This window comes from Rodentibacter caecimuris (assembly GCF_001019715.1).
Taxonomy (GTDB): domain Bacteria; phylum Pseudomonadota; class Gammaproteobacteria; order Enterobacterales; family Pasteurellaceae; genus Rodentibacter; species Rodentibacter caecimuris.
In genome coordinates, this window is sequence record NZ_BBXJ01000001.1 from 2,105,435 (window position 1) to 2,124,377 (window position 18,943).

The following is an 18,943-nucleotide window of genomic DNA, read 5'->3' on the forward strand; positions in this document are numbered from 1 at the left end:
TTAAGCTAACTCTATTCGAGTCAAAGCTTGAATAACATCAGCTTTAAACGAAAGTTTTTCACCATTCCGTAGTCCTCTTCTAGTTGTAAAGAATTAGAAGTAACTACACTTTTAACCCCTTTAGCCTAAAAGTGCGGTCACAAAATCCGAAGGATTTTGAACGTTGGCTTTGCCAACGGCTCTGTAATAGCGAATAAATCAACTCAGTAATTTATGAGTCATTTTTCCGTTATTTTTTTCGGTTTTTTCGGCAGACCCGTTTCTAAATCTAACCCATTATCCACTCGACCCCCAGCCTGATTTGCCAGTTTCATCATTAATGCCTCACTCGGTTTTGGCGGGGCTTCCCCTTCATACCAACGCTGAAAGGCAATTTTGCCGTCCCATTCTGGCAAGGGGGCTGGAGGTAATGGCACGATATCGTCTAAGTCGGGGACTTTGGGTTGGAGGTAGTCTTTTTCATAAAGGTAATCCTCTATAATTTTATAACGTCGAGAACGCTCGGAATCAGGCTGTAAATTTAGAAAATTAAGTTTATCCCCCGATCCGGTTTTATCACTAAACCCATTTGCCAATCGTAACGCAGATTGTGAATTTCCATTTTTAACCCCTTGATGAAAGGCTTCTAACGCTTCTGAGTATTTACTATCCATTTTTAAGCCAATCCCTAAGAAATTTGAAGCAACACCTAATCCTTGCTCTGAGGCACAAGAACGCAATTGTTTAATAATGTTTAGACGCATCTGTAATGTTTCTTCATCATTAATCTCGCCTAACATATCCGCCACAACATACTGTGCTTCCCGACTGCCTAAATTCGCCGCCTTTCTTAAATAAGCATATTGACCGTCTTTTTCGGTACGTACCCCGTATCCCACATCTAAATAGCCATACAGATTGTAATAAGCGGTGGCTGGTAGCTGTTTTGCTAATTCTTCATTGAGATTATGCACCTCCGTTTGCGGCATATCGGCACTAATGCGTCCGCTTTTGAGTAGATATTGCAAACGAATATTGGCTTTATAATCGCCGTTTAGTGCTGCAATGCGGTAATACCTCGCCAAGCCGTTCCATACCGTATCGCCCCGTTTGCCCGTCCACATATTGTGCAGGTCGTGGTACAACGCATAGTTATAAAGTTGTTGAGTTTCTGCCGAGAGTTCGGGTTTCTCTTCGTGTTTGCAGACGAATGCTAAATTCGCTTGTAGCTGCGCCATTTTTTCCATTTTGATTTTTTCCGCTTGATATTTATTAATATAATTTTCAATAAAATTGCTTGAAGGTGAATGCCCCACCCCGCCTAAATCAATCCCGTTGAAGAAACGATTGCCTGCCCAAATCACGATTGCAATTAAGACGATTACACTAATCAATATCCATTTTAAAATTCGTGCCATCATTCATCACTCCAGAAAATCACAATGAGAAAATCTCATCCGTAAAACACTAAAAACATACTAAAAAATAACCGCACTTTTAAATTGTTCAGCCTAAAAGTGCGGTTAACTTTTCCATTATTTTTTCGGTTTTTTCGGCAGACCCGTTTCTAAATCTAACCCATTATCCACTCGAACACCTGCCTGATTTGCCAGTTTTAACATCAGGGCTTCACTCGGTTTAGGCGGAGCGTCGCCTTCATACCAACGCTGAAAGGCAATTTTGCCATCCCATTCCGGCAAGGGGGCTGGCGGCAATGGAACAATATCGTCGAGATCGGGAACTTTGGGTTGGAGGTAGTCTTTATCATAAAGATAATCGCCGATAATTTTATAGCGACGAGATCGTTCACTATCCTCTTTAAGACTTAAATTATCTAAGTATTTTTCTTCTTTACTATTATTAAATACTCTTGCTAAAACATTAGCAGAAAGTTCACTACCATTCTTTACACCTTGATGAAACACATCTAAAGCTTTTTGATATTCTTTATCCAACTGAAATCCTATCCCTAAGGAATCCGAAGCTTTCCCTAACCCTTGTTCAGAGGCACAAGAAAGTAACTGTTCTATCAATTTCAAACGCATTTGCAAGGTTTCTTCATCATTAATATCGCCTAACATATTCGCCACAACATACTGTGCTTCCCGACTGCCTAAATCCGCCGCCTTTCTTAAGTAAGCATATTGACCGTCTTTTTCGGTACGTACCCCGTAGCCCACATCTAAATAACCGTACAGATTATAATAAGCGGTGGCAGGTAGTTGTTTTGCTAACTCTTCATTGAGATTATGCACCTCCGTTTGCGGCATATCGGAACTAATACGTCCGCTTTTGAGTAGATATTGCAAACGGATATTGGCCTTATAATCGCCGTTTAGTGCTGCAATGCGGTAATAACGGGCTAATCCGTTCCATACCGCATCGCCCCGTTTGCCCGTCCACATATTGTGCAGGTCGTGGTACAACGCATAGTTATACAGCTATTGGGTTTCTGTCGAGAGTTCGGGTTTTTCTTCGTGTTTACAGACAAATTCCAGACTTGCCTGTAATTGCTCCATTTTTTCCATTTTGTTTTTTTCCGTTTGATATTTATTCATATAATCTTCAATAAAATTAGTTGAAGGTGAATGCCCTGAACCGCCCAAATCAATCCCGTTGAAGAAACGATTGCCTGCCCAAATCGCGATTACAATTAAGGCGATTACACCAATCACTATCCATTTTAAAATTCGTGCCATCATTCATCACTCCGGAAAATCACAATGAAAAAATCTCATCCGTAAAACACGCTAAAAAACAACCGCACTTTTAAATTGTTCAGCCTAAAAGTGCGGTTAATTTTTCCGTTATTTTTTCACTTTCTTCGGTAAATTCGTTTCTAAATCCAGCCCGTTATCCACCCGAACCCCGGCTTGATTGGCCAGTTTCATCATTAATGCCTCACTTGGTTTGGGTGGGGCGTCGCCTTCATACCAACGTTGAAAAGCAATTTTGCCGTCCCATTCCGGCAAAGGGGCAGGGGGTAACGGCACAATATCGTCGAGATCGGGGACTTTGGGTTGGAGGTAGTCTTTATAGGCTAAATATTTCCAAATCATTTCATAACGTCTAGCACGTTCCGGATCTTCCTTAAGATTTAAAGCAGTTAAGTATTTTTCTTTTCTAGTATTACTAAATACTCCAACTAAAACATTTGCGGAAAGAGCACTACCATTTTTTACACCTTGATGAAACGCTCCCAGTGCTTTTTGATATTCTTTCTTTCAAGCCCAATACCTAACATAACTGACGCTTTACCTAATCCTTGTTCCGAAGCGCAAGCTAACAGCTGGTCATAAATTTTTAAACGTAGCGGTCTTGTTTCTTCATCGTTAATATCTGTCAGAATATCTCCAACAACATACTGAGCTTCCCGACTGCCTAAATCCGCCGCTTTTCTTAAGTAAGCATACTTGCCGTCTTTTTCGGTACGTACCCCGTAGCCCACATCTAAATAGCCGTACAGATTGTAATAAGCGGTGGCAGGTAGTTGTTTTGCCAACTCTTCATTGAGATTATGCACCTCCGTTTGCGGCATATCGGAACTAATACGTCCGCTTTTGAGTAGATATTGCAAACGAATATTGGCTTTATAATCGCCGTTTAGTGCTGCAATGCGGTAATACCTTGCCAGGCCGTTCCATACCGCATCGCCCCGTTTACCCGTCCACATATTATGTAAATCATGATAAAGGGCGTAATTATATAATTGTTGGGTTTCTGCCGAGAGTTCAGGTTTATCTTCGTGTTTACAGACAAATTCCAGACTTGCCTGTAATTGCTCCATTTTTTCCATTTTGTTTTTTTCCGTTTGATATTTATTCATATAATCTTCAATAAAATTGGTTGAAGGTGAATGCCCCGCACCGCCCAAATCGATTCCATTGAAGAAACGAGTACCTACCCAAATCGCGATTACAATTAAGGCGATTATGCTAATCACTAGCCATTTTAAAATACGTGCCATCATTAATCACTCCGACTAACCGTTGGATCCGCCCGATAAAATTCCCGTAATGCACATTCCGGAGAAGTTCCATCTTTTTGCGATCTCTTATTTCTTTCAATTAATTCTCCCCATTGATAAAATGCTTTCACCGCCACCGCATAATCATGCAGATTATCCGGATTTGCCGCCCCGTTTTTATTGGTGTGCAAATCCCATAAGCGTTTGCGTAACCCTTCCGCTACTTCGCCACATTCCATAATAATACCTAGCTCGGTATCCACCTGCATACTCCTTGTGTTGAGATTTGCCGAGCTGATAACGGTAAATACATCGTCCATAATAGTGACCTTGGAATGTACATAGACTTCCGCCGGTATCTCGTTGCCTTTGCTGTCTTTGTAACTATGCACGTATTTACCCTGCTCATCTTTTGGCATTAAGGTGCAAATATGCGCTTTAATGCCCGGCGTATCGCTGATTTCATAGCCTAATTCTTTGGTGAGGTTGGTTTCTTCTTGGCTTAATTCTTGATTTTCAATGAGATTTGCCTCTTGGTTATTTTGGTTTTTGTCGTTCTGTTCCCCTTGTTTTTTCTCCGCCTCTCGCTGTTTAGCTTTGATATCGGCAAGCTCTTTTTCAAGACGTTGAATTTCTTGTTCGTTGGCTTGATACTCCGCCTGCGCCGCTGCTTTTCCCTCCGGGGTAGGCGTTAGCCTTGCCTTATTATACAAAATCGCTTGATTAACTTTGCGTTTGCCTAATTCCAGTTCCAGCTCTTGACGTTTAATCGCTCTCGCCACCCCCGGCATTACCTCTTGTTTGCCCAATAATTTAAACATTTCATTGGTGGTGTACGTGCCCTTGCCAATGCCTTCATCGGAAGAATTCGTTACGGTGAACCAGTGTATCGGCCCTTCAGCCCGTCCGCCACTTTTCAGTTTTTCCCAGTGGGCGATAAATTCCCGTACTAACGGTGGAAAACGAAAATATTGATTTTCGGTGTAAAGATAACTGGTAGTCTGTTTAATATTTTTTAAATAGACTTTCATAATGTCTTCGACATCCGGTTGGTCATAGGTACGCAGGATTTGTGCCGAAAAGGGAAACTATACAAAAAAGTAGCTATCTAGTGATAGCTACTTTTAATTTAATATTGATATTTTCTAATGAACTTTCTCAATTTATCAGAATGATAAAACTTCATACATTGAGTAAAAATGTTATTATTTTCCTCAGTCTTTCCGTTATCACGGAGCAAATATACTTTATCTTTATAAAACTCACTCACATTATTCTTAGTAAATTTTATAATTCTATCCCAATCATCAGGAGAATATTCTTCAGAGAGTGCAGAATAATCATTAATCATTACATTATTCTTATCAATCTTAGCGTAATTAAGAGATAGGCAATATCTCAACATAAAATCTTTAGCTTTCAAAGAATCGTTTTCTTGAGCAACACAATAACTAGATAATAAAAGCAAAAAAATAATTTTTTTCATTTTAACTCCCAAAATATTATTTTATTTGTTTGAAAAATTTTACTATTAGTTTCCTGAACAAACCAAAAGTAATAACTATAAATAAACCCATTTATATAATACTCATAAGCTGATTCAACATCATGACCCGGAGCATATAGCAAATTTTCTCCATCCCATAAAGTAAAATGCCCGGAAGCATTACTCCAACCTGAAACCTCGAAAACAACGATCCCCTTTTTTCCGTTAATTTTTTCTAAAACATTATTTTGAACAAGGTTAATCCGTTCATCAACTTTTCCCTTTATTTTCTTAACTTTCTCGTTTATATCTATACCTGTATTTTTATCATATTTAAAAGCAGGTAAAGAATATTCCACATCTCCCTTTCCAAAACTTTTCTTTAGATATTCTCTTAATTCTTTCACCCTAAACCAATGGCTATAACCATCCTCTTCACCTATAAATGCACCTTTAGGATTTTTAGGAAGAATAAATCCACTATGATTTAGAGCATAAGACATTCTACCTGCACAAGTATTTTCCCATGCAACTCGAGTCTCTGGGTCTTCTGATTTAGCATTTTTATCCCACTGAGAAGAGACGATTGAATAAAATTTAGAGCTTTCTATTGTTTTATAATTACTAAACATATCGTTCCAAGATGGACGATTAATTTTTAATGTAGATTCTTTATCACCTGCTTTCACCTTAATCTTCTTCATTCTCATCTCCATTTGTTAAAATCATTTCATCTTTGAATACATTTAAAATTAAGGCTTCCCCATATTCATTTACTACGCCTGAAATAGTTTTTGTCTTAACTCCAAGATTTGTTTCATATTCAAGTTCGACATTAACAACTTCACCTTCAGAATAATTGTAAGTCAGTATATGCAGATTCAAATCGGTGTAATGTCTAGATTTATCATTTAATTTTTTATGCTCTTTACCATAAGACCAATGTAGTTCAACGATATATTTATTCTTTTGTTCATCATTAATAGAAGAATCAATATACTCAACGTTCTCTGCTTCTCCTCCCTCCTGACAAAGTTCCCCCTCAATATACACATTCCCTATCAGCTCAATTCCCTCTCGGTTGATAACTATCGAACCGCCCGGGCCACTGATTTCTACCGTTTCGTAACCCTCTAAATCAAATTGTTCGCAGATTTGCTCAAACAGTTCGCCCGCCTGCCAACTGCCGTTTTGCGCGATGTCGATGTTGAGTTCATTGCCGACGTGGATGATGGTGTCGCCATGTACATTGACATAACGGTTGTTATTGATGTTAAGGAGGTCATCTTGTTCCACTTTGGTGAGGCGGTTGCGTCCGATGTGGTTGGTTTGGTCTCGGTTGACGGTTAAGGCTTCGTCTTGATTGACGCTTTCCGTGCGGTTGTTGCCGATGTGGACGGTTTCATTTCGGTTCACTTGTTCGGTGCGGTTATGCCCGATTTGGGTGGTTTCGTCGTGTTTGACGAGGTGGTTGAGGTCTTTTTCGGCGTGGATAAAAATCTCTTCTTGTCCGTTTTCGTCTTCAAAACGCAGTTCGTTAAAGCCGTTACCTTTGTGACTTTTGGATTTTATTGTGGTGCGGGTTTTATGTTCCGGTAGTTTATAGGGCGGTTCGGTGGTGCTGTGATAGGTGCGCCCCACCACTATCGGTTGGTCGGGGTCGCCGTTGAGGTATTTGACCAGCACTTCATCGCCGATTCGCGGTATCATCATATTACCGTATTGCACACCCGCCCAGCCTTGAATCACCCGTATCCAGCAAGAGCTGTGTTCGTCTCCGTTGCTCCGTCTGTCCCACGGGAAGTGTAGTTTAACCCGTCCCCATTCGTCACAGTAGATTTCTTCGCCTTCAGGGCCGACCACATGCGCCACTTGGGTGCCACGAATAATCGGGCGGGGTTTTGGCGGGCTGCGCCAAGGTTTGTGATGAGGGATGAGGAATAGGGTGTTTTCGTAATGGTTGCCACTTTTTGAGGGTTCGTCTTCAACCGTTTCCCGTTCTATCGCATCTTCCTCTAATACGCCGATTTGGCTTCCCCTATGTTCGACACGTACGACTAACCATGCTTGGTTGAATGTCGGTGAGTGGTGTCCTTCGAGGCGAAAACCATAACCGGGGATGACGCGCATATCATCTCCCGTAGCCTGTGCCGTTTCTGACTGCGCCAGTTCGGCTTCCAGACGATAACGGCTAAAGGGGTTGCCTTGTTCGTCCCGTTTGTATCGACCAGGGTAATCGTAGTGTTCATAAACTCGCGCAGAATTGACCGCACTTTGGGACGATTTAGGTGAGGAAGAACCGTTTGGGGCAGCAGATTGAGCGGTATGTTGATGTTCTAAATTGTAGTTAGGATTTAAAAAGGTGTAATCACGGAGGGTTTGCCGGGAGGCAGTCATTTTTCGATGGTATTCAAACTGCCAAAGACTGGCAAAAGGGCGCTCGCCTGCCGGGTTGGCGTTATAGGTCAAGGTGCCTAAAATGGGCGAAGACCGACTTTGATGGGCAAAACATAATTCGTGGCTGTCGGCATCATGTTTGAAATAATAATACCAACCTTCTTCCGCCGCCAAGCGTTCAATAAAGGCGACATCCGTTTCCCGATATTGTACGCAATATTCCCGTTCCCAATCCGACGGTAACGGTTCAACGGTGACTTTTTCCACCCGATTTTTTTGCAACAACGTGCGGATGATTTTTTCGCTGTTTTGATGTTGGAAAATACGGCTGTCCGATTGCAACCCCGCCCGCACTAATGCCGGCTCTACCACCATATTATAATGTGTGCGCACAAAGCCCGTTTTACCCAATCCGAAACCTGTGACAATTCCATTGACATAGCGTACTGCTTTATCCCCCTGCCAAAAGGTGAAAGTGACCGGTTTATCCATCAGTGCCGAAAAAGGAATATTCGGGTCAAAACTGGATAACCTCATCTCTAAACGAAAGGGCTCGGAAAGCCCTTCGGTTAACTGAAAACTCACTACATCAAAAGGGTATTTATCGCTGGAATCAAGGGTGTAGCGGTAGTTGGATTGAGTTGCCATAAATCATCCTTTATTTAACACATATAAAAATAGCGTTAGTATAATGCAGTTTTATATATCTCTAAATGAAACAATTAACTGAATTTAAATTTTTCGGAAATACTATGTAGCCTAAAGTGCCATTCATGCCATATCTAAGCAATAAATTAATGGGATTACGGTTATTTTTACAAAAATCTCAATAACCTTACGAGAAAACAAAGTAATTAATTGAAAATAAACTCGCTTTAAATTTACAAAAAATAAACAGAGAGTTGTTATCAATTCAAATCCCATTTATTGATAATAGTAATTTCGCATGTTAATGATCAACAAACAAACGTTGATTTTGTGATAGCGTTAACATTTTTATAGAAATTTTATTTGCTAATTTTTCCCTAATTCTTACTCCTTAGAATACACTCCATCGAAAGGCAGTATTTCACTGCTTCAAAATTCAATCTCAAACAAGGAGAAACGCATGAAAAAAGCGAGTAAAACCTTATTAACCACTTTATTAGCCGGAGGCGTGGCATTTGGTGTGGTAAATATCGCTCAAGCAATGTCGTCGGACGTACAAGCAGCCTTGGCGAAAACATCCATTACTGCAATCCAAGCATTGCGTGCCGCACAAAATAAAATCGGGGCGGATGCCAAAGTGAAAGAAGTGGAATTTCACCACACCAAATACGGTAAAGATTATTTTGAGGTGGATTTATTCGCCAATAATCAGCACCACAAAGTAGATGTCGATGCAGTAAACGGTGAAATTTTAGGTATCACCGACAAAACGCCAAAAGAGGTGAAAATTCGCTCGGAGCAAGCTACACCGAAAATTTCCTTTGAGCAGGCAATGAATATCGCCATAGACAAAACAAAAGGCAAAGTGGCTGAAGCCGATTTCATATTTCGAGACGGGCAAGGATTTTATAAAATTGAAACTCTTGCTAACGGACAACGTTTCCATGTTATCGTAAATGGCGAAAACGGGCAGATTATGGATATGCCAATGAAACACCAAGGTGTGCATAAAGGCGAACACAAAGACAGACACGGTAAAGGTAAACATCATCATAAAGCAGGAGACAAAGGTGGTTTCCACGCTGAACGTCCGCTACAAATAAATTAATTGAAAACTGACCGCACTTTTTCGTAACGTGCGGTTTTCCTTTTTCGAATTTTCGGTATGATGAGCCGGCTCTGCGGAGATTTTAGTTTGGTGAAAAATAATGCGAATTTTATTAGTTGAAGACGATCAGATGATCGCAGAAGCGGTTTCGGACGGCTTAAAAAACGCTTGTTATGCAGTGGATTGGGTTAATAACGGTAATATGGCGGAACAGGCATTGGCAGCACAACCTTATGATTTAGTGTTATTGGATCTAGGCTTACCCGAGAGAGACGGATTGCAAGTGTTACGCCATTTACGCCAAAGCCAAAATCATACGCCCGTCTTAATCGTTACAGCCCGCGATGATCTGGAGAGCCGCCTTGCAGGCTTAGATGGTGGCGCAGACGATTATATTATTAAACCTTTTGATCTTGCCGAATTGCTCGCCCGTATTCGTGCAGCGTTACGCCGACAAGGTGGGCAGAGCACTCCATTATTGACGAACGGTTCACTCACCCTCAACCCGACTAATTATCAAGTTTCCGTTGCTGATCAATCCGAGCCGATTATTTTAAGCAATAAAGAATTTGCGATTTTACAAGCCTTGATGAACCGACCAGGGATTATTCATTCCCGTACAGAATTAGAAGATAAAATTTACGCTTGGGGCGACGAAGTGGAAAGTAACGCCATTGATTTTTTAATTCATAGCCTACGGAAAAAAATTGGTAAAGAACATATTAAAAATGTACGTGGTGTGGGCTGGCTTGTCGCCAAAAATTAACCAGGCGGGATAGTTTGGCTTAATTCATCTCATAAAACACATATGAAATTTGGAATATTAGGATGAAAAACTCTCTTCAACTGCGCTTAACTTTAGCCTTCACCGCCCTATTCACTCTCGTGGCGCTAAGCGCAGGCGGTATGGCGTTTTATAACACCTACCGAGAAACCAATAAACTGCAAGATGAAATGTTGGAACGATTTTCAGGATCAGTTAATTTATCGGAAAATCCGACCGCACTTTTACCGCCCAAAATGCTTGATGGGCGTGTTCGGGTCTATTTTGACCGCAATCGCCCCGATGCCCCTTCAACAGATTTTCCTCCACAAATGGCGGAGGGATTTCACAATTTAAAAAAAGAGGGGAAAAAATATCGCCGTATGCTCGCCGAGAATATGCCACGAAAAATTCGCCCTCATCAACATGAAAAAAACGCCGACCAACTATACCGCACTTATGTACGCAACACGCCACAAGGCAGAATTATCGTGATTCAAGATAACAGCTATCGCGAAGCCTTGGCATTTCGTCAGGCGTGGACAAGTGTATTACCGCTACTTGTATTATTTCCGCTTGTGATTTTACTCACCATGGTGATTGTGAGACTCGCCATGAAACCGGTGCAACGCCTATCAAAAAAAGTGGAACAGCGACACGAACAAAATTTGCAACCCTTGCCAACGGATTATCTTCCAACTGAAATCCGTGGATTTGTGGTGGAAATTAATCGTTTATTATCACGCATAAACGGCTTTATTCAGCAACAAAAACGTTTCATTGCCGATGCCTCACACGAATTACGTAGCCCGATGACCGCACTTTCTTTACAAGTAGAACGGCTTACCACACAAAATTTACCAACAGAGGTAAACAACCAAATTAGGGGCGTCAAGCAAGGTATTCAGCGTAGCCGTCATTTATTGGAACAATTACTTTCCCTTGCCCGTTTGCAAAATCAAGGAGAAAAAATCGATACCGAAGTCAAAATACAAACCATTTTCCGCCAAGTTATTGAAGATTTGCTCCCCCTCGCGTTAGAAAAACAGCAAGATTTAGGAGTGGAGGGTGAACAAGACATAACATTTTATGGTAATGACACGGATCTCTATTTACTCATCAAAACCCTGACCGACAATGCCATTCGCTATACGCCAAACGGCAGCCAAATAGACCTAAGTATGCAAGCTGTTCCCGAAGGGCTCATATTGAAAGTGGAGGATAACGGTAAGGGAATTCCAAAAGAAGAACGGCAACGTGTGTTGGATCCTTTCTATCGCATTCTAGGCTCGGAACAACAGGGATCAGGACTTGGTTTAGCAATAGCGACGGAAATTGTGAAACATTACAACGGCACATTGAAGTTAAAAGACAGCGAAAAGTTTAAAACGGGTCTATTGATTGAGATATGGCTACCATATAGAAGCTGATTCAGTGGGATTAACGTAGAGCGTAAATATTTGATATTTTAACAAGTGCTTCATCCTGTCTTTTATAGGAAGAAAGCATTCCATTATGCGGAATGCTTTCTTACAGTATTAAACAATTTCGCTTATTTTAACCGGTCGCCCTTCATCAAGAGAACGTTTCGCCGCCAGAGCAATAATAACCGGCTGTAATCCGTCATTTCCCGTCACTAACGTAGGTTTATCACTCATAATAGCCTCAACAAAACAAGCCATTTCCTCTGCAAAAGATTGCATATAACGTTCTAAAAAGAAATATTTTGGTTTTTCCGCAATAACCCCCGTTTCACAGGAATAAACCGCCGTTGAATCGACATCATTTTTGGTTTGAACCGAACCTTTTGAACCGAATACTTCGGCGCGTTGATCATAACCATAAACCGCTTTACGGCTATTATCGATCACCGCGATAGCACCATTTGCAAGCGTTAACGTAATCACCGCCGTATCAATATCGCCGGCTTTCCCAATTTCCGGATTAACCAACACGGCTCCGACCGCATAGACTTCAACCACCTCGCTACCCGATAAATATCGAACCATATCAAAATCATGGATTGTCATATCGAAGAACATTCCTCCGGACACTTTTACATACTCAATAGGAGGAGCATCCGGATCTCGGGATGTAATGCGAATTAAATGGGGTTCACCAATATCTCCATTTTCTACTCGCATTTTAATTGCTTTAAAATTATGGTCGAAACGACGGTTAAACCCCACTTGGAATTTTACCCCTGCTTTTTCTACTTCATATAACACATCTTTAATTCTGTTAATATCGGCATCTATCGGTTTTTCACAAAAAATATGCTTTCCGGCTTGAGCCGCTTCAATTGAAATAGGAGCATGAGTGTTAGTTGAAGAGCAAACCAATACGGCATCAATTTCCGGGTCTTGAAGAATTTGTTTGTAATCCTCATAGATATTCGGAATGCCCATTTCTTTCGCCCAATTAATTAGTTCCTCTGTTATTTTTACATCTGAAATGGCTTTAACTTCCGCCCCTTTGACATACTTTGCAATACTCTCAGAATGCACACGACCGATACGCCCGGCCCCAATAATACCAACCTTAATCATATTTATATCCCCGCTGTTTCTTTAATGTATTGACGACCTTTCACCGCATACTCAAACGGATTGGCTATCGCCGGATCCTGTTCGGCTTCTACCACCATCCAACCTTTGTAATTGTGTTTATCCAGAATGTCAAAAATCGGTTTGAAATCTATAACGCCGTCTCCCGGAACGGTAAATGTCCCTTTACGAACCCCCTCTAAGAAACTTAAGTTCTTTTCTTTTACTTCCGCAACAACCTCATCACGGACATCTTTTAGGTGGACATGACAAATGCGATCGATATATTTTTCTAATACTTTAATCATCGCTTGCTGAGAACCCTCAGAGTAGTAAATGTGACCGGAATCAAAGAGTAAATAAACATTATCATCAACCATTGACATATATTGATCAATTTCAGCCGGAGTTTGAATCCCTGTGCCCATATGATGATGCAAGCAAACTTTCATCCCTTTTTCTTCTGCGAGTTTGGCAAGTTCCTTATAACCCTCAGCAAGTTTTTGCCATTCTTCTTCAGTAAAGATCGGTTTTTCTTTAAAAACGGATTTTGTCGTACCTTGAATGCTGCGACTCTGTTCCGAACAACCGATAACCATCGCCCCCATTTCATGTAAAAAGTCACGATGCTTAATAAATTCTTGTATCGTTTCCTCTTTTTTACCGTCAACAAAAAATGTACTAAACCAAGCATTACAGATTTGAATACCACGGGCATTTAATTTACGCTTCAAGAGTGCTACATCACGTGGATATTTATTACCCACTTCACAGCCGGTAAAGCCGGCGAGCGCCATTTCGCTAATGCATTGTTCAAAGGTATTTTCCTTACCCAGATCCGGCATATCATCATTAGTCCAACCAATCGGGGCAATACCTAATTTTACATTTTCAGCTTTCATCGTTTTTTCCTTACTCATAAGAGAATTAAATGTAAATACGGTGCTAGTAGCGTCTTGCTTTGCGAATATTTTTCAAGCTATGTTGATATGCTTCCTGAATACTCTCTTTTTCCGAGACTTCTGCCACGCCCACATGCCACCAACTTCCATAACCGTGAATCATTGTTTTTGGTAAAACTTTAACATCAATTAAAGTTGAAACAGATTGCTGTTTTGCATCCGCAAGTGCAAACCGTAGTTCTTCTTCATTTGTAACCTTATAGGTTTTACAGCCATAAGAAGCGGCATTCATCGCAAAATCAATCGGTATAAACTTGCCATCCAGTTGGTTCGTTGCCGGATTTCTGAATCGAAATTCTGTTACAAAGCTCCCCATCCCATGACCGATTTGTAAATTGTTAATACAGCCGTTAGTCATATTGTCAAATACAACTACATTGATTTTTTTACCCTCTTGAATAGAAGTCACAAGCTCCGAATGCAACATCATGTAGGAACCGTCTCCCAATAGGGCATAAACTTCTTTTTCAGGTTGTGCCAATTTAACGCCTAAAGCCGCATTTATCTCATACCCCATACAAGAATAGCCATATTCCAGATGGTAAGTGTTTTCGCCTTTTGATTGCCAAGCCCGTTGTAAGTCACCGGGGAGACTGCCGGCTGCACCGACTATCACACTATTTTCATCTAACACTTCATTTAAAATTCCGAGTACCCGACTTTGAGGTAAACAAGATTTCGTAAGGTTAATAAATTCCTCATAGACTTTCTCTCTCTCTAATGCGTCATCCACTTCCGGAATAAAATAATCAGAATAGGTAATATGATAGAGACGCTGTAATTCTTCATTAAAACGTTGCTTCGCCTCTGATATTTGATTTCCCCAGTTCGCTAAGTAGTGAGCCGATTGTAAAAGTGCGGTCAGTTTTTCCAATGTTTTTTTCGCATCCGCAACAACTTGTATTCCATCAAGTTTATAAGCATCAAATCGGGCAATATTAATATTTAAATATTTTGCATTTGGATTTTGGAAAAGCCATTTTGAAGAGGTGGTAAAATCGGTGTACCTCGTTCCTATCCCAATAATGAGATCCGCATCTTTTGCAAGTAAATTAGCGGATAAACAGCCAGTTTCACCAATACCGCCTACATTAAATTCATGAGAAGAAATGACCGCACTTTTTCCTGCCTGCGTTTCCGCAAACGGAATATGGAATACTTCCGCAAAAGTTTTTAATTGATCTGCCGCTTCAGAATAACGAACACCACCACCGCAAATGATGAGAGGCTTCTGACTTTTCATAATGAGATCAAATGCCGAAGAAAGCATCGGTTCGGTTGGTAACGTTCGTTCAATTCGATGAATCCGTTTTTGTAAGAAATAGTCAGGGAAATCATAGGCTTCAGACTGAACGTCTTGTGGGAGTGCGATAGTCACGGCCCCCGTTTCCGCCGGATCCGTTAAGACACGCATCGCATTTATGCAAGCCGTCATCAGTTGCTCCGGACGGCTTACTCTATCCCAATACTTGCTCACTGCTTTAAAAGCATCATTGGTACTAATACTCAAATCGTAGGACTGTTCAATTTGTTGTAACACCGGATCCGGTTGACGGGTGGCAAAAACATCTCCCGGCAACAAAAGAAGTGGAATTCGGTTTGCCGTAGCTACTGCTGCAGCCGTAATCATATTCGCCGCACCGGGTCCAACGGAGGAAGTACAAGCGTAAATTCTTCTACGTAAATTTTGTTTTGCAAATCCCGTAGCCACATGTGCCATACCTTGTTCGTTACGCCCTTGTCTGACAATCAGTGATCCGCTTTCTTGTTCAAGTGCTTGGCCAATTCCCAAAACGTTGCCATGACCAAAAATACCAAATACTCCTTCAATAAATTTTGTGACTTTGCCATCAAATTCTACATATTGATTATCAAGAAATTTTATCAATGCCTGTGCAACAGTTAATCTTGTCGTTTTCATTGCGCCCTCTTCAAGATCATTTGATATGAGTTGTAGTATATTTATGCTTTTTTTAAATTGGAATATTTTTGAAATAAAAATTTCACTTTTGAGACATAGATCAAATTTTTAACCTAAATACTCAACCTTTAGCTTACTTTACTCATATTCTCATAAAAAGTAAGTGTAGATAACCGAGCCAATTTACAAAATTTTAGCCGGATATGTGATCGACATCTCAAAACCATTTTTTTAAAGTTGATTTTTTATGAAAAAAATATTTCAATTAATCTAGAATGAAATTTATAGAAAACAGAAGAGGTCACACTATGAAAGAGATTGAAAAAAAATTAGATCTTATTTGCCTAGGACGTGTTGCAGTTGATTTTTATGCTCAGCAAATTGGAGCCAGATTAGAAAATGCGTCGTCATTTTCTAAATACCTTGGCGGTTCTTCGGGTAACGTAGCTTACGGCACGGCGGTTCAAGGTGTGAAATCCTCCATGTTGGCACGTGTCGGCGATGAACATATGGGACGTTTTCTCCGTGAAGAGCTCCAACGTGTCGGAGTGGATACCAGCCATCTTATCACCGATAAAGAGCGGCTAACTGCCCTTGTTATTTTAGGAATTAAAGATCAAGATACCTTTCCCCTCATTTTTTATCGCGAAAATTGTGCGGATATGGCGATTACTAAAAATGATTTTGACGAAGCATATATTGCCTCGGCAAAAGCATTAGCGATTACGGGAACTCATTTATCCCACTCTAAAACACGTGAAGCCGTATTAACCGCCTTAGAATATGCGGGAAGAAATAACACAAAACGTTTACTTGATATTGATTACCGCCCTGTTTTATGGGGGCTGACATCATTAGGTGACGGTGAAACACGCTTTATTGATTCGGAAGCCGTCACAAAATCATTGCAAGAAGTATTACATCATTTTGATGTTTTGGTCGGAACGGAAGAAGAATTTCATATTGCAGGCGGTTCCACAGATACCTTAACGGCGTTAAAAAATATTCGCCGATTCACTCAAGCAGTTTTAGTCTGTAAACGCGGTTCATTAGGTTGTTCGGTTTTTGAAGGCGATATACCGAATGACCTTGACAGTGGTCTCAATGTATATGGGGTACGCGTTGAAGTCCTTAATGTTCTCGGTGCAGGTGATGCCTTTATGTCAGGATTAATTCGAGGCTATATTAACAATGAGGGTTGGGAACAATCTTGTCGTTATGCAAATGCTTGCGGTGCTTTGGTCGTTTCCCGCCATGGCTGCGCTCCTGCTATGCCGACAAAAGTCGAATTAGATAATTATTTAGCACGTGAGAAATTTGTTCCCCGTCCGGATCTTGATGAAGCACTTAATCATTTACACCGAGTGACGACTCGAAAAACGCAATGGGATGATTTATGTATCTTTGCTTTTGATCACCGTAAACAACTTGTCGATATGGCAAAAAAAGTTGGCGCCGATATTACGCTAATACCGAAATTAAAACAGCTTCTCTTAAAGGCGGCAGAAAAAGCGGCAAATGAAGAAAATATTATCCACGGAAATGCCGGTATCTTAGCAGATACCACTTTCGGGCAAGCAGCACTTAATGAAATTACAGGTAGAAAATGGTGGATTGGCCGCCCAATTGAGCTCCCTTCTTCTCGTCCTTTACGTTTAGAGCATGGTGATCTTGGTAGCCAATTAATCAGTTGGCCACAAGAACATGTGGTTAAGTGTTTAGTATTTTATCACCCAAAAGATGAGCCGGGAATGAAGTCTGAACAAGACGAAAGTTTGAAACAAATTTATCAAACCTGTTGTAGAACCGGACATGAATTTCTACTTGAGGTCATTTTGCCCCATGACATGGCACAAGATGAAAAATATTATGCTGAAATAATTGCTCATTTTTATCAATTAGGTATTAAACCGGATTGGTGGAAATTACCCGGTTTATCTTCATCAGAATGGGATAAAATCAGTGGATTAATCCAAAAAAATGATGCCTATTGCAGAGGTATTTTAATTTTAGGTTTAGATGCACCGGAAGAACAATTTGAAGCCATTTTCAATGCCGCAGCCAATAAACCGTTGGTTAAAGGATTTGCCGTAGGAAGAACCATCTTCGGGCAACCCTCAATAGAATGGTTGGCAGGTAAATTAAATGATGAGGAATTGATCCTACAAGTTTCCGAACGTTATCAACGCCTGATCAAACTTTGGAAATCGCGTAATTAACCTTATTTTATATCTAAGAAAAATGCCCCTTGATGTTAAAAATCGGGGGCATTTTTATCATTCTTTTTCTTTTTCTTTTTCTTTTTCTTTTTCTTTTTCTTTTTCTTTTTCTAAACCGAGTGTAATCGCAAGAGTTTGAACAAGGCTCATTGTTGCGCACTGAGAGCGAAATCCTAATATTTGGGCTTCTTTTATGATAAAAGAAACATCACTAAAAGCTAATAACGGACTAATTTGGCTATCGGTAATCGCAATTTGTTGAATACCTTTTTTCGCAGTCGTCTGAGTAATATTAAGCGTTTCATTAGCATAGGGTGAAAAACTAATAGAAACCACCACGTCTCCGGCTTTTACTTGATTAAGTTGTTCATCAAACATACCGCCTAATCCGTTAATTAAGAAAGAGCGACAATCTAAATGATGTAACGCATAATTTAAGTAACAAGCAATACTAAAAGAACGTTTTAATCCAATAATGAAAATATTATTGGCTTCTTTTAGTATTTTCACTGCCGCATAAATTTGCTCATTTTCAGTGTTATTCGCTAATTGTTGTAATGCCTGACTATTCGCATGTGCAAATATTGCTAAAATATTTTCCGGAGATTCACTTCCTTCTACTTGGTTAATTTTATGCGACAATTGTAAACGCTCGGTGTAATTTGTCGTTTTCTCCATTAAATTCTCGCGGAAAATCTGTTTCATTTCGTTGAAACCGGAAAAACCAAACTCAGCGGCAAACCGAATCAATGTAGAAGGAGGAACATTTGCTTTTTCTGCTATTGTTGCAACGGTATCAAAGGCAACACTATCACTGTTATCTAGAATATATTGAGCAACTTGTTTTAATCTTTTACTTAAACCGTCGTAACCTGTTTGAATTTCAGTTTTCAACATTGTTAATTGAGATTGCTCTTTCATATATGTTTACACCTTAATTATTCAAA

13 protein-coding genes and 2 pseudogenes are annotated in these 18,943 nt (G+C 40.3%); 4 read left to right on the forward strand and 11 right to left on the reverse strand.

Annotated features, from left to right (window positions below):
* Positions 1 to 218 precede the first annotated feature (218 nt).
* The 7 genes and pseudogenes from PNEUHYL_RS10480 to PNEUHYL_RS10515 form a co-directional block, all read right to left on the reverse strand.
* Positions 219 to 1,400, reverse strand: a complete 1,182-nt coding sequence (locus tag PNEUHYL_RS10480) for an SEL1-like repeat protein (protein WP_059368012.1) — start codon at positions 1,398 to 1,400, stop codon at positions 219 to 221.
* 114 nt (positions 1,401 to 1,514) lie between these two features.
* Positions 1,515 to 2,681: pseudogene (locus PNEUHYL_RS10485) on the reverse strand (SEL1-like repeat protein).
* Between the two features lie 105 nt (positions 2,682 to 2,786).
* Positions 2,787 to 3,949 (reverse strand): annotated as a pseudogene (locus PNEUHYL_RS10495) (SEL1-like repeat protein).
* A complete protein-coding gene (locus tag PNEUHYL_RS10500) occupies positions 3,949 to 4,977 on the reverse strand; it encodes a phospholipase D-like domain-containing protein (protein ID WP_059368020.1) in 1,029 nt (342 codons plus the stop codon). Before PNEUHYL_RS10500 ends, PNEUHYL_RS10495 begins: the two are co-directional and overlap by 1 nt.
* A 98-nt stretch (positions 4,978 to 5,075) precedes the next feature.
* The gene (locus tag PNEUHYL_RS10505; RefSeq protein ID WP_059368025.1) at positions 5,076 to 5,432 is read right to left on the reverse strand and encodes a hypothetical protein; all 357 of its coding nucleotides are present in this window, start codon (positions 5,430 to 5,432) and stop codon (positions 5,076 to 5,078) included.
* The gene (locus PNEUHYL_RS10510; protein ID WP_059368026.1) at positions 5,429 to 6,136 is read right to left on the reverse strand and encodes a T6SS effector amidase Tae4 family protein; all 708 of its coding nucleotides are present in this window, start codon (positions 6,134 to 6,136) and stop codon (positions 5,429 to 5,431) included. Before PNEUHYL_RS10510 ends, PNEUHYL_RS10505 begins: the two co-directional genes overlap by 4 nt.
* Positions 6,123 to 8,477: a type VI secretion system Vgr family protein gene (locus PNEUHYL_RS10515; protein WP_078061253.1), complete on the reverse strand. Its 2,355-nt coding sequence runs from the start codon at positions 8,475 to 8,477 to the stop codon at positions 6,123 to 6,125. Before PNEUHYL_RS10515 ends, PNEUHYL_RS10510 begins: the two co-directional genes overlap by 14 nt.
* 460 nt (positions 8,478 to 8,937) lie before the next feature.
* On the opposite strand from PNEUHYL_RS10515, the gene PNEUHYL_RS10520 reads away from it, so the two are divergent.
* From PNEUHYL_RS10520 to PNEUHYL_RS10530, 3 genes are all read left to right on the forward strand, one after another.
* Positions 8,938 to 9,585 (forward strand): PepSY domain-containing protein, encoded by a 648-nt coding sequence (locus PNEUHYL_RS10520; protein ID WP_059368028.1) that lies wholly within the window; start codon positions 8,938 to 8,940, stop codon positions 9,583 to 9,585.
* 100 nt (positions 9,586 to 9,685) lie between these two features.
* Entirely contained in the window at positions 9,686 to 10,351 is a 666-nt protein-coding gene (locus PNEUHYL_RS10525) for a response regulator (RefSeq protein WP_059368030.1), read from the forward strand.
* Positions 10,352 to 10,413: 62 nt separating this feature from the next.
* Positions 10,414 to 11,778: a sensor histidine kinase gene (locus PNEUHYL_RS10530; RefSeq protein ID WP_059368032.1), complete on the forward strand. Its 1,365-nt coding sequence runs from the start codon at positions 10,414 to 10,416 to the stop codon at positions 11,776 to 11,778.
* 108 nt (positions 11,779 to 11,886) lie between these two features.
* On the opposite strand, the gene iolG is transcribed toward PNEUHYL_RS10530, so the two are convergent.
* Genes iolG through iolD form a run of 3 tightly spaced genes read right to left on the reverse strand, consistent with a single transcriptional unit; the run spans position 11,887 to position 15,777 of the window.
* Entirely contained in the window at positions 11,887 to 12,897 is a 1,011-nt protein-coding gene (gene iolG / locus PNEUHYL_RS10535) for an inositol 2-dehydrogenase (protein WP_059368037.1), read from the reverse strand.
* 2 nt (positions 12,898 to 12,899) lie between these two features.
* Positions 12,900 to 13,796, reverse strand: a complete 897-nt coding sequence (gene iolE, locus PNEUHYL_RS10540; protein WP_059368038.1) for a myo-inosose-2 dehydratase — start codon at positions 13,794 to 13,796, stop codon at positions 12,900 to 12,902.
* A 43-nt stretch (positions 13,797 to 13,839) separates the two neighbouring features.
* Positions 13,840 to 15,777 (reverse strand): 3D-(3,5/4)-trihydroxycyclohexane-1,2-dione acylhydrolase (decyclizing), encoded by a 1,938-nt coding sequence (iolD, locus tag PNEUHYL_RS10545; protein WP_059368041.1) that lies wholly within the window; start codon positions 15,775 to 15,777, stop codon positions 13,840 to 13,842.
* A 308-nt stretch (positions 15,778 to 16,085) separates the two neighbouring features.
* Here iolD and PNEUHYL_RS10550 point away from each other — a divergent pair, with 308 nt between their 5' ends.
* Positions 16,086 to 17,996, forward strand: a complete 1,911-nt coding sequence (locus tag PNEUHYL_RS10550) for a bifunctional 5-dehydro-2-deoxygluconokinase/5-dehydro-2-deoxyphosphogluconate aldolase (protein ID WP_059368043.1) — start codon at positions 16,086 to 16,088, stop codon at positions 17,994 to 17,996.
* Positions 17,997 to 18,053: 57 nt separating this feature from the next.
* Here the strand turns inward: PNEUHYL_RS10550 and PNEUHYL_RS10555 are convergent, their stop codons facing one another.
* Positions 18,054 to 18,917 (reverse strand): MurR/RpiR family transcriptional regulator, encoded by an 864-nt coding sequence (locus PNEUHYL_RS10555; RefSeq protein ID WP_059368046.1) that lies wholly within the window; start codon positions 18,915 to 18,917, stop codon positions 18,054 to 18,056.
* Positions 18,918 to 18,943: the final 26 nt, after the last annotated feature.

What these genes read in the sequence shown, in the direction of transcription:
- PNEUHYL_RS10480 (WP_059368012.1), bottom strand. Translation starts at nt 1,400, where the DNA reads ATGATGGCACGAATTTTAAAATGGATATTGATTAGTGTAATCGTCTTA.
- PNEUHYL_RS10500 (WP_059368020.1), bottom strand. Translation starts at nt 4,977, where the DNA reads ATGAAAGTCTATTTAAAAAATATTAAACAGACTACCAGTTATCTTTAC.
- PNEUHYL_RS10505 (WP_059368025.1), bottom strand. Translation starts at nt 5,432, where the DNA reads ATGAAAAAAATTATTTTTTTGCTTTTATTATCTAGTTATTGTGTTGCT.
- PNEUHYL_RS10510 (WP_059368026.1), bottom strand. Translation starts at nt 6,136, where the DNA reads ATGAAGAAGATTAAGGTGAAAGCAGGTGATAAAGAATCTACATTAAAA.
- PNEUHYL_RS10515 (WP_078061253.1), bottom strand. Translation starts at nt 8,477, where the DNA reads ATGGCAACTCAATCCAACTACCGCTACACCCTTGATTCCAGCGATAAA.
- PNEUHYL_RS10520 (WP_059368028.1), top strand. Translation starts at nt 8,938, where the DNA reads ATGAAAAAAGCGAGTAAAACCTTATTAACCACTTTATTAGCCGGAGGC.
- PNEUHYL_RS10525 (WP_059368030.1), top strand. Translation starts at nt 9,686, where the DNA reads ATGCGAATTTTATTAGTTGAAGACGATCAGATGATCGCAGAAGCGGTT.
- PNEUHYL_RS10530 (WP_059368032.1), top strand. Translation starts at nt 10,414, where the DNA reads ATGAAAAACTCTCTTCAACTGCGCTTAACTTTAGCCTTCACCGCCCTA.
- iolG (WP_059368037.1), bottom strand. Translation starts at nt 12,897, where the DNA reads ATGATTAAGGTTGGTATTATTGGGGCCGGGCGTATCGGTCGTGTGCAT.
- iolE (WP_059368038.1), bottom strand. Translation starts at nt 13,796, where the DNA reads ATGAAAGCTGAAAATGTAAAATTAGGTATTGCCCCGATTGGTTGGACT.
- iolD (WP_059368041.1), bottom strand. Translation starts at nt 15,777, where the DNA reads ATGAAAACGACAAGATTAACTGTTGCACAGGCATTGATAAAATTTCTT.
- PNEUHYL_RS10550 (WP_059368043.1), top strand. Translation starts at nt 16,086, where the DNA reads ATGAAAGAGATTGAAAAAAAATTAGATCTTATTTGCCTAGGACGTGTT.
- PNEUHYL_RS10555 (WP_059368046.1), bottom strand. Translation starts at nt 18,917, where the DNA reads ATGAAAGAGCAATCTCAATTAACAATGTTGAAAACTGAAATTCAAACA.